The organism is Streptomyces sp. NPDC055239, assembly GCF_053606205.1.
In genome coordinates, this window is the sequence record NZ_JBSGRD010000004.1 from 161,290 (window position 1) to 174,782 (window position 13,493).

The 13,493-nt window shown below is 68.9% G+C and carries 12 protein-coding genes; 2 read left to right on the forward strand and 10 right to left on the reverse strand.

The window, feature by feature from the left end:
* Nucleotides 1–3: 3 nt before the first annotated feature.
* On the reverse strand, nucleotides 4–708 hold the full coding sequence (locus tag ACWFRJ_RS16125; protein ID WP_453530082.1) for an MBL fold metallo-hydrolase: 705 nt from the start codon (nucleotides 706–708) through the stop codon (nucleotides 4–6).
* 146 nt (nucleotides 709–854) lie between these two features.
* Here ACWFRJ_RS16125 and ACWFRJ_RS16130 point away from each other — a divergent pair, with 146 nt between their 5' ends.
* Together ACWFRJ_RS16130 and ACWFRJ_RS16135 are read left to right on the forward strand one after the other, a co-directional pair.
* Nucleotides 855–1,676: a peptidylprolyl isomerase gene (locus ACWFRJ_RS16130; protein ID WP_453530085.1), complete on the forward strand. Its 822-nt coding sequence runs from the start codon at nucleotides 855–857 to the stop codon at nucleotides 1,674–1,676.
* A gap of 133 nt (nucleotides 1,677–1,809) precedes the next feature.
* A complete protein-coding gene (locus ACWFRJ_RS16135) occupies nucleotides 1,810–3,042 on the forward strand; it encodes a DUF349 domain-containing protein (RefSeq protein WP_453530088.1) in 1,233 nt (410 codons plus the stop codon).
* A gap of 83 nt (nucleotides 3,043–3,125) precedes the next feature.
* On the opposite strand, the gene ACWFRJ_RS16140 is transcribed toward ACWFRJ_RS16135, so the two are convergent.
* The 9 genes from ACWFRJ_RS16140 to ACWFRJ_RS16180 form a co-directional block, all read right to left on the reverse strand.
* Entirely contained in the window at nucleotides 3,126–5,768 is a 2,643-nt protein-coding gene (locus tag ACWFRJ_RS16140; RefSeq protein WP_453530091.1) for a RelA/SpoT family protein, read from the reverse strand.
* A 224-nt stretch (nucleotides 5,769–5,992) separates the two neighbouring features.
* A complete protein-coding gene (locus ACWFRJ_RS16145; protein ID WP_453530094.1) occupies nucleotides 5,993–6,541 on the reverse strand; it encodes an adenine phosphoribosyltransferase in 549 nt (182 codons plus the stop codon).
* Nucleotides 6,538–7,677 (reverse strand): protein translocase subunit SecF, encoded by a 1,140-nt coding sequence (gene secF, locus ACWFRJ_RS16150; RefSeq protein WP_453530097.1) that lies wholly within the window; start codon nucleotides 7,675–7,677, stop codon nucleotides 6,538–6,540. Before secF ends, ACWFRJ_RS16145 begins: the two co-directional genes overlap by 4 nt.
* Nucleotide 7,678: 1 nt before the next feature.
* Nucleotides 7,679–9,406: a protein translocase subunit SecD gene (gene secD / locus ACWFRJ_RS16155; protein ID WP_453530100.1), complete on the reverse strand. Its 1,728-nt coding sequence runs from the start codon at nucleotides 9,404–9,406 to the stop codon at nucleotides 7,679–7,681.
* Between the two features lie 170 nt (nucleotides 9,407–9,576).
* A complete protein-coding gene (yajC, locus tag ACWFRJ_RS16160; protein WP_453530103.1) occupies nucleotides 9,577–10,053 on the reverse strand; it encodes a preprotein translocase subunit YajC in 477 nt (158 codons plus the stop codon).
* A gap of 164 nt (nucleotides 10,054–10,217) precedes the next feature.
* On the reverse strand, nucleotides 10,218–11,303 hold the full coding sequence (ruvB, locus tag ACWFRJ_RS16165) for a Holliday junction branch migration DNA helicase RuvB (RefSeq protein WP_453530106.1): 1,086 nt from the start codon (nucleotides 11,301–11,303) through the stop codon (nucleotides 10,218–10,220).
* A 57-nt stretch (nucleotides 11,304–11,360) separates the two neighbouring features.
* On the reverse strand, nucleotides 11,361–11,969 hold the full coding sequence (gene ruvA / locus ACWFRJ_RS16170; protein WP_453530108.1) for a Holliday junction branch migration protein RuvA: 609 nt from the start codon (nucleotides 11,967–11,969) through the stop codon (nucleotides 11,361–11,363).
* Nucleotides 11,966–12,565, reverse strand: a complete 600-nt coding sequence (gene ruvC, locus ACWFRJ_RS16175) for a crossover junction endodeoxyribonuclease RuvC (RefSeq protein ID WP_453531150.1) — start codon at nucleotides 12,563–12,565, stop codon at nucleotides 11,966–11,968. Before ruvC ends, ruvA begins: the two co-directional genes overlap by 4 nt.
* 134 nt (nucleotides 12,566–12,699) lie before the next feature.
* Nucleotides 12,700–13,458: a YebC/PmpR family DNA-binding transcriptional regulator gene (locus ACWFRJ_RS16180; protein WP_453530111.1), complete on the reverse strand. Its 759-nt coding sequence runs from the start codon at nucleotides 13,456–13,458 to the stop codon at nucleotides 12,700–12,702.
* Nucleotides 13,459–13,493: the final 35 nt, after the last annotated feature.

The following is a 13,493-nucleotide window of genomic DNA, read 5'->3' on the forward strand; positions in this document are numbered from 1 at the left end:
TCGTCACATTCCTCGTCGGGGAGCGTCGGCTCCCTGGCCGGCGGCCACCTGGCGCAGATACGGGTTGGTGGCGCGCTCACGGCCGATCGTCGTGTGCTCGTTGTGACCCGGCAGGACCACGGTCGAGTCGTCGAGCGGCAGGCACACGCGCGCCAGCGACTCGAGCATCTCGTCCTGCGATCCGCCGGGCAGGTCGGTGCGTCCGATGGAGCCGGCGAAGAGCAGGTCGCCCGAGAAGAACACCGAGGGGACCTCGGCGGACTCGGGCAACTGGAAGGTCACCGACCCCTTCGTATGCCCCGGCGCGTGCGCGACGGAGAAGTCGAGACCGGCGAGCTTCAGACGCGCGCCGTCAGTCAGTTCCTTGACGTCGGAGGGCTCCCCCACGGTCAGTTCACCGAGGAGCTGCGCGCCGAAGGAACGGCCTATGCCCTTCTCCGGGTCGCTCATCATGTACCGGTCGTCGGGGTGGATCCACGCGGGCACGTCATGCGCCCCGCAGACCGGGACGACCGAGGCGACATGGTCGATGTGGCCGTGGGTCAGGACGACCGCGACGGGCTTGAGCCGATGCTTCTTGAGTGCGTCCTCGACTCCCTCGGTGGCCTGATGGCCCGGGTCGATGATCACGCACTCCTCGCCTGCGGCGGGGGCGACCAAGTAGCAGTTGGTGCCCCAGGCCCCGGCGGGAAACCCGGCAATGAGCACGATCGTCCTTCGTTCGTCGTCCGGCGGAGGTGGCCGCGCAGGATCGCGGCAGATCAGAGCCTACCGGCGCTCCCGATTCCACAGCTAACCCATATACGGTACGGGGCACACAGAAGCGGTCATCCACGCAGAGGAGAGATCACCCGGTGGTCAGCAACGATCAGCGGCGGCGTCAGCTCGCCCGGGAGAAGTTCTTGCGGCAGCAGCAGCGCCGGGAGTCGGCGCGGCGCAAGGCGCGGATGCGCAACGCGGTGATCGCCTCGGCGCTCGCGGTGGTCCTTGCCGGTGGCGCGGTGTCGTACGCGGCAGGCGCCTTCGACGACGACGGCAAGCCGAACGACGAGGCAGCAGCGAACCCCACCACCAAGGCGGATCCCTGCGAGCAGCCCGCGGGCGGCAAGGTGAAGCCGCTCAGCTTCAAGAAGGAACCGGCGCTCTCCATCGACAAGTCGGCGGACTACGCGATGAAGCTGAGCACCACCTGCGGCGACATCGGCCTCGGCCTCTCGGCGGCGAAGGCCCCGCACACGGTCAACTCCTTCAACTTCCTGGTGAACAAGGGCTATCTCGACCACACCAAGTGCCACCGGCTCACCACGGGCGGCATCTACGTCCTGCAGTGCGGCGACCCGAAGGGCACCGGCGAGGGCGGCCCCGGCTACTCGATCCCCGACGAGAACCTCAAGGACAAGAAGCTCAAGGGGAACGTGTATCCGGCGGGCACGGTGGCGATGGCCAACCAGTACAACGCCCAGGAGAAGAAGGGCCGCGACAGCGGCGGCAGCCAGTTCTTCCTGGTCTACCAGGACAGTCAGCTCCCGCCCGACTACACACCGTTCGGGACCATTTCCGATTCCGGTATGAAGGTGCTCAAGAAGATTGCCGACGCCGGCGAGAGCACCGGGCAGGGCGACGGCGCCCCGAACGCGACGGTCGTCATCAACAAGGCGACCGTGTCGAAATCCTGACCGCTGCCAGGCAAACTTCCAATGTGCGGGATGCGGACAGCCGCCCCGCCGGTCGCCTATGTTGGCGGTGACGAAACTGTGGACGATGCCGGGGGCTCAAGGCCCAGCACAGGCATCATGTGGAGGAGGCGCTGTGAGCAGCGACCCGTGGGGCCGCGTCGACGAGACGGGGACCGTGTACGTGCGCAAGGCCGACGGCACTGAGCGCGAAGTCGGTTCGTGGAAAGCGGGATCTCCTGACGAGGCCCTTGCCTACTTCGAGCGCAAGTACGACGGTCTGGTCGTCGAGATCGGACTTCTCGAGCGCCGGGTGAAGACGACCGACCTGTCGGCCAAGGACGCCATGACCGCCATCGACCACCTGCGCACGCAGGTGGACGAGGCACACGCGGTCGGCGATCTGGAGGCCTTGAGCAAGCGCCTGGACAAGCTCGTCGAGACCGTCGACGCGCGCCGGGAAGAGCGCAAGGTCCAAAAGGCCAAGCAGTCGGACGAGGCCAGGCACTCCAAGGAGGCGCTGGTCGTCGAGGCCGAGGAGCTCGCCCAGAGCGAGCAGTGGCGGGCCGCGGGCGAGCGTCTTCGCGCCCTGGTGGACACCTGGAAGGGTCTGCCGCGCCTCGACCGCAAGTCGGACGACGAGCTGTGGCACCGCTTCTCGCACGCCCGCTCGGCGTTCTCCAAGCGTCGCAAGGCCCACTTCGCCTCGCTGGACGCCCAGCGCGAAGAGGCCCGCAAGACCAAGGAGAAGCTGGTCGGCGAGGCAGAGGCCCTCTCCGGTTCGACCGACTGGGGTCCCACGGCCGCGCGGTACCGCGACCTGATGACCGAGTGGAAGTCCGCGGGCCGCGCCCAGCGCGAGCACGAGGACGATCTGTGGAACCGCTTCCGCGGCGCCCAGGACGTGTTCTTCGCGGCGCGCAGCTCGGTCTTCGCGGAGCGGGACGCCGAGCAGACGGAGAACCTGAAGCTGAAGGAGGAGCTGGCCGAGGAGGCCGAGAAGCTCGTCCCGGTGAAGGACCTCAAGTCGGCGCGCGCCGCCTTCCGCGCGCTCAACGAGCGCTGGGAGGCCATCGGCCACGTCCCGCGTGACGCGCGCCCGAAGGTCGAGGGCCGGATGCACGCGGTGGAGCGGGCCATGCAGGACTCCGAGGAGGCCGAGTGGCGCCGTACAAACCCTGAGGCACGTGCGCGTGCCGCGGGTCTGACCGGTCAGCTGCAGGCCGCTGTCGACAAGCTGGTGGACCAGATCGAGAAGGCGCGCACGGCGGGCAACGACAGCAAGGCCGACAAGCTCCAGAGGGAGCTTGACGGCCGTCAGGCGCTGCTCGACCAGGCGCTGAAGGGTCTGCACGAGTTCGGCGGCTGAGTTCGGCCGCTGAGTTTTTCGCGCTCTACGTAGAGGGGCTCCCGTACATGATGTACGGGAGCCCCTCTACGTAGTGGACCGGTTTACGGCCTGCGTGCAGACGTCACCCTGTACACGTCGTACACACCCTCGACTCCCCTGACGGCCTTGAGCACATGGCCCAGGTGCTTGGGGTCGCCCATCTCGAACGTGAAGCGCGAGGTGGCGACCCGGTCGCGGGAGGTCTGGACGGCCGCGGACAGGATGTTCACGTGCTGGTCCGAGAGGATGCGCGTGACGTCCGAGAGCAGGCGCGAGCGGTCGAGTGCCTCGACCTGGATGGCGACCAGGAAGACCGAGGACTGGGTGGGCGCCCACTCGACCTCGAGGATGCGCTCGGGCTCGCGGGAGAGCGAGTCGATGTTCACGCAGTCGTTGCGGTGCACCGATACGCCGCTGCCGCGCGTGACGAAGCCGATGATCGGGTCGCCGGGGACGGGCGTACAGCAGCGGGCCAGCTTGATCCACACGTCATCGACGCCCTTGACGACGACACCGGGGTCGGCGTTGGCGCGGCGCTTGCTCCGGCCGTGCGAGGGCGGCGCGCTCTCGGCGATGTCCTCGTTGGCGGCCTCTTCGCCGCCGAGCGCCTGGACGAGCTTCTGCACGACGGACTGCGCGGTGACGTGGCTTTCGCCGATCGCCGCGTAGAGCGACGAGATGTCGGGATAGCGCATCTCGTGCGCGAGGGTGACCAGGGAGTCGCCCGTGAGGATGCGCTGGATCGGCAGGTTCTGCTTGCGCATGGCCCGCGCGATGGCGTCCTTGCCCTGCTCGATGGCCTCATCGCGGCGCTCCTTGGAGAACCACGCGCGGATCTTGTTGCGCGCCCGTGGCGACTTGACGAAGCCGAGCCAGTCGCGGGAGGGGCCCGCGCCGGCCGCCTTGGAGGTGAAGACCTCCACCAGGTCGCCGTTGTCCAGGGTCGATTCGAGCGGCACGAGCCGTCCGTTGACCCGCGCCCCTATGGTGCGGTGGCCGACCTCGGTGTGCACCGCGTACGAGAAGTCGACCGGGGTCGCGCCCGCCGGGAGCGCTATGACGTCGCCCTTCGGCGTGAAGACGAAGACTTCGTTGCGCGAAAGGTCGAAACGGAGCGATTCGAGGAACTCGCTCGGGTCCTCGGTCTCCTTCTGCCAGTCCAGGAGCTGGCGCAGCCACGCCATGTCGTTGAGGTGGTCGTCCTTGCCACCGGCCTTCTTGGGCACGTCGGTGCGCACCTTGGAGGCGCCGGCGGACGGCTCCTGCTTGTACTTCCAGTGCGCGGCGATGCCGTACTCGGCGCGGCGGTGCATGTCGAACGTACGGATCTGGAGCTCGACGGGCTTGCCGCTGGGGCCGATCACCGTGGTGTGCAGCGACTGGTACATGTTGAACTTCGGCATCGCGATGTAGTCCTTGAACCGGCCGGGGACCGGATTCCATCGCGCGTGGACCGTGCCGAGGGCGGCATAGCAGTCGCGGACCGTGTCGACGAGGACGCGGATGCCCACCAGGTCGTAGATCTCGGCGAAGTCGCGGCCTCGGACGATCATCTTCTGGTAGACGCTGTAGTAGTGCTTCGGGCGCCCGGTGACGGTGGCCTTGATGCGGGCGGCGCGCAGGTCGGCCTGGACCTCGTCGGTCACTATGGCGAGGTACTCGTCGCGCTTGGGGGCGCGCTCGGCGACCAGACGCACGATCTCGTCGTACATCTTGGGGTAGAGGATCGCGAAGGCGAGGTCCTCCAGCTCCCACTTGATGGTGTTCATGCCCAGGCGGTGGGCCAGGGGCGCGTAGATCTCAAGGGTCTCGCGGGCCTTCTTCTCCTGCTTCTCCCGCTTGAGATAGCGCATCGTGCGCATGTTGTGCAGGCGGTCGGCGAGCTTGATGACCAGGACACGGGGGTCCTTGGCCATGGCGACGACCATCTTGCGCACGGTCTCGGCCTGCGCGGCCTCGCCGAACTTGACCTTGTCCAGCTTGGTGACGCCGTCGACGAGCAGGGCCACCTGGTCGCCGAAGTCGCGCTTGAGGGTGTCGAGGCCGTACTCGGTGTCCTCGACGGTGTCGTGCAGGAGGCCCGCCATCAGGGTGGCCGGGTCCATGCCGAGCTCGGCGAGGATCGTCGTCACGGCGAGGGGGTGCGTGATGTACGGGTCGCCGCTCTTGCGCTTCTGGCCGCGGTGCCAGCGCTCGGCGACCTGGTAGGCCTTCTCGATCTGGCGCAGCGTCGCCGTCTCGATCTTGGGGTCGTTGCTGCGCACTATCCGCAGCAGCGGCTCAAGGACCGGGTTGTACGGGTTGGAACGCTGGACGCCGAGGCGGGCGAGGCGGGCCCGTACGCGGTTGGAGGAGCCGGAGCGCTCGTTCCTGGCCGCGGTGGGCCGTGGCGCGGGGGTCGTGCTTCCGGCGCGGGCCTCGGTGGGGGGCCCCGGCCGCGACGGATCGGCGGCCGGCTTGTCGCGCTTGGCGGCGTCGCCCGGCGCGGCGCTGGACGTGCCCGGTGCGGGCTTGGTGCTGGGAGGCGTGCTGGGCGTGCTCTCCTGCTTCGCCGGTGTGGCGCCCTTGACGGGCGTCGCGGGCGTCGCGGGCGTCGCACCCTTGGCAGGCGTGGCGCCCTTCGCGGACGCAGGAGAGGCCCCCGCCGCGCGCTTGGCCTGCTCTGCGGCCTTGGCGGCGGTGAGTGCCTTGGACTCGTCTGGCAAGAGGCGCTCCCTGTGCGTGCGCGATCCGGGTCCTTGGGTCAGGCCCCGAAGAGCCCATGGTATCGATCCTGGACCTTTGGCTCGTCCTCAGCCCGTGAGACTGCTCACTACCGAAGAAACACCTGAGGTTTCCACACGGCGAACCCGAGCTCTCTACAGAAGAAACACCCGAGGCGGGCACCGGATTCCTCCGGTGCCCGCCTCGGGGTGTGCGTGGTGCCTGCTCAGACGGTGAGGAGGGCCTCCAGCGGGGCGCCCTCCAGGGCCGTCTCCAGCTTGGCGCGGCCCCCGAGGAAGCCGAGCTCCATCAGGACCGCCACACCGGCGACCTGAGCGCCCGCACGGCGGATGAGCCGCAGGGACGCCTCGGCGGTGCCGCCGGTCGCCAGGACGTCGTCGATGACCATGACGCGGTCGTCGGCGGCGAGGTCCTCGGCGTGCACCTCGATCTCGGCACTGCCGTACTCCAGGTCGTACGACTGGCTGAGCGTCGCTCCGGGGAGCTTGCCCGCCTTCCGTACGGGAATGAAGCCGAGCCCGGCGCGCAGCGCCACCGGGGCGCCCAGGATGAAGCCGCGGGCCTCCAGGCCGACGATCTTCGTGGCGCCGTACCGCACGGCGAGGTCGGCGAGGGCCTCGGTCAGTGCGGCGAACGCCTCCGGGTCCGCGAGGAGCGGGGTGATGTCCTTGAACATCACCCCGGGCTCGGGGTAATCGGGAACGTCTCGGATGCGGCTGAGCAGCAACTCCGTCGTTCCGGCGAGCTCGGTCATCGGCGCTTCCCCGAAGGACGGCCACGGCCGCGGCCCCGCGAGGCCGGCTGGGTGCGCGGGCCTACGACGCCTGCGGGGGTCGCCCCCGCGGGCTCGTCGTCCTGCGGCTCGTCGTCATCGTCCTGATCGTCCTGCGCGGCGCTGCTCTCGACGGACTCGCCCTTGGCCGCGGCAGCGGCACGCTTGGCGAGGACGCGCTTCTTGAGCGCCTTCATCTGCGGCTCGGTCTCCTTGAGGTCGGCGACGAGCGGCGTGGCGATGAAGATCGACGAGTACGCACCGGCCGCGAGGCCGACGAACAGCGACAGCGAGATGTCGTTGAGCATGCCCGCGCCCAGGAAGCCGCCGCCGATGAAGAGCAGTCCCGCGACCGGCAGGAGCGCGACGACCGTGGTGTTGATCGAGCGCACCAGGGTGCTGTTGATGCTGCGGTTGGCGACTTCGCTGTAGGTCCACCGCGTCTGCTTGGCGAGGTCCTTCGACTGCTCCTTCAAGCTGTCGAAGACCACCACGGTGTCGTACAGCGAATAACCAAGGATCGTGAGCAGACCGATGATCGTGCCCTGGGTGACCTCGAAGCCCACCAGTGCGTACACACCGACGGTGATCGTGAGGTCGTGGATCAGGGCGATCAGCGCGGCGGCCGCCATGCGCCACTCGAAGGCGATCGCCAGATAGATCACCACGAGGACCATGAAGATGATCAGGCCCGTCCAGGCCTTCTTGCTGATCTGCTCACCCCAACTGGGGCCCACGAGGTCGGCGTTGATGGACTCGGGCTTGAGGTCCATGTTCTTCGCCAGATCGGCCTTGATCTGGTCGGACTTGGCGGTGTCGACACCTGCGACCTGAATGCGCAGACCGCCGGAGCCGAGCTCCTGGACGACCGCGTCGTGGCCGGAGGCGTCCTCGCCGTACTTCTCCGCCTGCGCTACCGAGACGCTGGTCTTCGGGGTGGTGAAGACGGCACCGCCCTCGAACTCGATGCCCATGTTCAGGCCGCGCACCGCAAGGCCGACGATGGCCGTGATGGTGATCAGGATCGAGACGCCGTACCAGATCTTGCGCTTGCCGACGAAGTCGTAGCCGACCTCACCGCGGTAGAGCCTGGCGCCGAGATTGCCGAGCTTCGACATCTCACGCCTCCTTCGGGTCGACAGGGCCAGCGGACGAACCAGTGGCGCGGCGGGTACGGCGCAGCGGGGGCTTGGCACCGAGCCGCTTGGGGTCGAGGCCGGACCACTTGTGACCGTTCGCGAAGAACGGCTTGCGCGCCATGAGGGTCATCAGCGGCTTGGTGAAGAAGAACACCACCACGACGTCGAGCAGCGTGGTCAGGCCGAGCGTGAACGCGAAGCCCTGGACCTTGCCGACCGTGACGACGAAGAGCACCGCGGCGGCGAGGAACGACACGAAGTCGGAGACGAGGATGGTGCGCCGGGCACGCGGCCAGGCGCGCTCGACGGCGGGCCGCAGTGTGCGCCCCTCTCTGACCTCGTCCCTGACACGTTCGAAGAACACGATGAACGAGTCCGCGGTGATACCGATCGCAACGATCGCACCACACACCGCGGGGAGGTTCAGGGTGAAGGAGATGGCCGGGCCGAGCAGCGTCATCAGGGTGTACGTCAGAGCGGCCGAGACCAGGAGGCTCGCGATGGCGATCAGCGAGAGCCCGCGGTAGTAGACCACCAGGTAGATGATGACGAGCGCGAGGCCGATGGCGCCGGCGATCAGGCCGGCGTGCAGCTGCTCGCCGCCGAGTGCCGGGCTGACGGTGGTGACGCTCTGCTCGTGGAAGGTGAGCGGCAGCGCGCCGTACGACAGGATGTTGGCGAGGTCCTGTGCCGACTCCTGGGTGAAGCTGCCGGAGATCTCGGCGTTCGAGTTCAGCGTCGTGTTGACGCTGGGGGCCGAGGCCACCTCGCCGTCGAGGACGATGGCGAACTGGTTCATCGGCGGCTGCTGCTGCGAAAGCTTGCTGGTCGTCTTCGCGAACTTCTTCGAGCCGCCGCCCGTGAACTCCATGTTGACGACCCAGGCGCCGCTCTGCTGGTTGATCGTCGCCTTGGCGTCGTCGACGTCCTTGCCGTTGAGCTCGGCCGGACCGAGGACGTACTTCTCCCACTGCCCCGCGTTGTTCTTGCCACAGGCGATGGTCTGCTCGGACGCCTTGACGCCGTCACCGACCTTGCCGCGCTGCGCCTTGTCGGTGCAGTCGAGCGCGGTGAACTTCTTCTGCAGCGCCGCGGTGGCCGGGTCGGCGGACGGGGTGGGGGTCGGCGCCCCCTTGTCGCTGCCCTTGTCCGAGGCCTTGGGGGTCGGCGTCGCGTCGGCCTTCAGGCCGTCGGTGACGGCACGGCCCTGGGGGCTGGGCGAGCCGGTCGCCTTCGGCGTGTCCTTGCTCTTGTCCTTTTCCTTGCCGGACGAGCTTGCGGACGGCTCGGGGGTGGGCTCACCGGCGGCCACCGTCAGGACGGGACGGAAGTAGAGCTGAGCGGTCGTACCGACCTGCTCGCGCGCCTGCTTCTCGTTCGTGCCCTTGGGGATGTTGACGATGATGTTGTCTTCGCCCTGGGTCTGCACCTCGGCCTCGGACACACCCAGACCATTGACGCGGTTGTTGATGATGCTGACCGCGGTGTTCATGTTGGTCGGGTTGATCGCGTTCTTCTGGCCCGGCTCGTTCTTCGCCTGGAGCGTGATGCTCGTGCCGCCGGCGAGGTCGATGCCGAGGCGAGGCGTCGAGTTCCCCGAGAGGAACATCCCTCCGGTGAGCGCCACGAGGGCGATCAGGATGAAGACCAAAGAGCGGCCCGGCTTGCCCGGGGCGCTCTGCCTTCGGCCCTTCTTAGGTGCTGCCACCTTCTCGTTCTCCCTGTCCAACCGCCTGGCGTCCGGTGCACTGCCCCAGCGCTGAGCGGGGAGTTCCCAGGTTGGGCGGCCATGAAATGGTGTCGAGACCCGTCACGAAACCCACGCACTGAGGGGGCCGTGGCAGCGCGAGCGGCGCGCCCCACGGGCCCCGGTCGTGGCTACTTCGCGTCGGACTCGCCGTCGGTCTTCTTCGGCTTCGGCTCGGCGTCGTCGGCCTCGGGGGCGCTGTCCGCGTCCTTCTTGCCGAGGTCGATGGGCGAGTCGTCGGAAGCGCCGGCGGCGGGCTCGTCGGTCTCGGTGAGGGAGGAGGCGTCGTCCGGGACCACGGGGTCGTCCGACTTCAGGTCGACGCTCGTGCCGTGGACGATGCGGTTGTACTCATCGTCCTCGAGGACGGCGCCGATGGAGTTCTTCGCGTAGAACGCGTGCACGCCCGGAGCCACCTCGAGGAGGACGGCGTCGTCGTGAACCTCCTTGACGGTGGCGTACATGCCCCCGATCGTGCGGATGCCGGTGCCGGGCTGCATCTCGTTACGCATCGCCGCGGCCGCCTGCTGCTTCTTCTTGGCGGAGCGGGTCATCAGGAACATGGCCCCGATGAGCACGACGAACGGGAGGAGGGTCACGATATTCACGGGACGGAGTTTCCTTCGCATGACCGCGCAGGTAAGCGGCCTGATGGACGGGGGTGGGCACGCCGCCCGCAAAGGCGGCATCGGCGGAGTCTAAGCGAGTCCGCACCTAACGAACAACGCTCAGCATGGCACCGCAGTTCCTGACCGTGCGACTACGCGCGCCGTCACGCCCCGAACAGGTCCCCTTGTCCGATTCCGCCCGCCTGCCGCGGGGGGACGAGCCCGAGATGCGCCCATGCCGCGGGGGTTCCGACCCGGCCGCGCGGGGTGCGCGCGAGCAGTCCCTCCCGCACCAGGAAGGGCTCGGCCACCTCTTCGACCGTCTCGCGCTCCTCCCCCACGGCGACGGCGAGCGTCGAGAGGCCGACGGGTCCGCCGCCGAAGAGCTTGAGCAGTGCCTCCAGGACGGCGCGGTCGAGGCGGTCGAGGCCCCGGTCGTCCACTTCGTAGACCTTGAGGGCCGCGCCAGCGATGTCCTTGTCGATCTCTCCGTCGGCCTTGACCTGTGCGTAGTCCCGCACGCGGCGCAGCAGGCGGTTGGCGATACGGGGCGTGCCGCGCGAGCGTCCCGCGATCTCGGCGGCGCCGTCCGCGTCGATCGCCACGTCGAGCAGCTGCGCGGAGCGGTGGATCACGCGCTCCAGCTCGGCAGGTTCGTAGAACTCCATGTGCGCGGTGAAGCCGAAGCGGTCGCGCAGCGGCGGCGGAAGCAGGCCCGCGCGCGTGGTGGCGCCGACCAGGGTGAAGGGCGGCAGTTCCAGCGGGATGGCGGTGGCGCCGGGGCCCTTGCCGACGATGACGTCGACGCGGAAGTCCTCCATCGCCATGTAGAGCATCTCTTCGGCGGGCCGGGACATCCGGTGGATCTCGTCGAGGAAGAGGACCTCGCCCTCCTGGAGGGAGGAGAGGATCGCGGCGAGGTCGCCCGCGTGCTGGATGGCGGGACCGCTGGTGATGCGGATCGGGGCGCCCATCTCGGCCGCGATGATCATCGAGAGGGTGGTCTTGCCGAGTCCGGGAGCGCCGGAGAGCAGGACGTGGTCGGCGGTGGCGCCTCGCGCGCGGGCGGCGCGCAGGACGAGGTCGAGCTGTTCACGGACCTTCTCCTGGCCGATGAACTCGTCCAGGTCCTTGGGGCGCAGGGCGGCCTCGACCGCCTGGTCCTCGCCGTCGGCGGACGCACCGACGAGCCGCTCGGCCGCCGCGTCGGGTGCGGCGGTCGCGTCGTCGGTCGTCTCGTCCCAGTTCATGAGCTCGCCTCGCGATGTGGTTCTGGTTGGTCAGGGGCCGGCGGGTGCCGGCGGGTGCTAGCGGGTGCGGTTCAGCGTCTGGAGGGCGGCCTTGAGGAGCTGGCCCACCTGCGGCTTCTCGGACGCCTCGGCCTGCGGGGTAACGGCGGCGACGGCTTCGTCGGCCTCACGCGTGGCGTACCCGAGGCCGATGAGCGCCGCGTGCAGCTGGTCGCTCCAGCCGGAGGTGACGGGGGTGCCGATCGCGGGGCCGCCCTTGCCGAGGGGCTCGCCGAGGCGGTCCTTGTACTCCAGGAGCAGCTTCTGGGCGCCCTTCTTGCCGATGCCGGGGACCGCGGTGAGCGCCTTCTCGTCGGCGGTGGCGACGGCGCGGCGCAGTGCGTCCGGGCTGTGCACGGCGAGCATGGCCTGTGCGAGGCGTGGTCCGACGCCGCTCGCGGTCTGCAGGAGCTCGAAGGTCTGGCGCTCGTCGTCGTCCGCGAAGCCGTACAGGGTGAGGGAGTCCTCCCGGACGACGAGGGAGGTGGCCAGCTTGGCCGGCTGGCCGATGCGCAGGGTGGAGAGCGTGTTCGGCGTGCACTGGATGGCCATGCCGACACCGCCGACCTCGACCACCGCGGCATCGGGGGCGAGGGCGGCGACGGGGCCGCTGACGAAGGCGATCATGCGGTACGGCCTTTCTTGGCTGTCTGGGCCTGGGCTGTCCGGGCTGTGGACGTTCGCGATGCGTGCAAGGCCGCTGCCTGCTGGAGACGGTTCTGGGCGACTGCCTGCTGGAGCCGGTTCTGGGCGGGGGCGCGCCAGATGTGACAGATGGCGAGGGCGAGGGCGTCCGCCGCGTCGGCGGGCTTGGGCGGTGCGTCGAGCCGCAGGAGGCGGGTGACCATCGCCCCGACCTGCGCCTTGTCGGCACGGCCGCTGCCGGTGACGGCGGCCTTGACCTCGCTGGGCGTGTGCAGGGCGACGGGGATGCCGCGGCGCGAGGCGCAGAGCATGGCCACGGCGCTGGCCTGGGCCGTGCCCATCACCGTACGCACGTTGTGCTGGCTGAACACCCGCTCCACCGCGAGGACTTCGGGGTCGTGTGCGTCGAGCCACTGCTCGATGCCCTGCTCGATGGCGACCAGGCGGAGGCCGAGCTCGGCGTCGGCGGGCGTGCGGACGACGCCGACCGCGCGCATGGTCAGGGGGCGTCCGGCGACTCCGTCGACGACCCCCACACCGCACCGGGTCAGGCCCGGGTCCACACCCAGCACGCGCACGAGTACCCCCACTTCTTCGCTCACCTGTTTGTGCAGGCTATCGGCTCGCACTGACAACGCGACGGGCCGACAGGGGGTGTGTCCCCTGTCGGCCCGTCAGCGAAAGCCGTGGCACGGCCGGTCCGAGGCCCGACTCAGGCGTCGACCTTCTCCATGACCTCGTCGCTCACATCGAAGTTGGCGAAGACGTTCTGCACGTCGTCGCTGTCCTCGAGCGCGTCGATGAGCTTGAAGATCTTCCGCGCGCCGTCCTCGTCCAGCTCGACCTGCATGGTCGGGACGAAGTTGGCGTCGGCCGAGTCGTAGTCGATGCCGGCCTCCTGGAGGGCGGTGCGGACCGCGACCAGGTCGGTGGCCTCGCTGAGCACCTCGAAGGACTCACCGAGGTCGTTGACCTCTTCGGCGCCCGCGTCCAGGACCGCGCCGAGAACGTCGTCCTCGGACAGTTCGCCCTCGCCCTTGGAGACGACGATGACGCCCTTGCGGTTGAAGAGGTACGAGACGGAGCCCGGGTCGGCCATGGAGCCGCCGTTGCGGGTCATCGCGACGCGCACGTCCGATGCCGCGCGGTTGCGGTTGTCCGTGAGGCACTCGATGAGCACCGCGACGCCGTTCGGGCCGTAGCCCTCGTACATGATCGTCTCGTACTCGGCGCCACCGGCTTCGAGACCGGCGCCGCGCTTGACCGCGGAGTCGATGTTCTTGTTCGGGACCGAGCTCTTCTTGGCCTTCTGGATGGCGTCGAAGAGGGTCGGGTTCCCGGACACGTCGGCGCCGCCCGTGCGGGCCGCGACCTCGATGTTCTTGATCATCTTCGCGAAGAGCTTGCCGCGCTTGGCGTCAATCACGGCCTTCTTGTGCTTCGTCGTAGCCCATTTAGAGTGGCCGGACATCTGCCTGTCTCCTTCGCGTTACCCAACTGTACGAA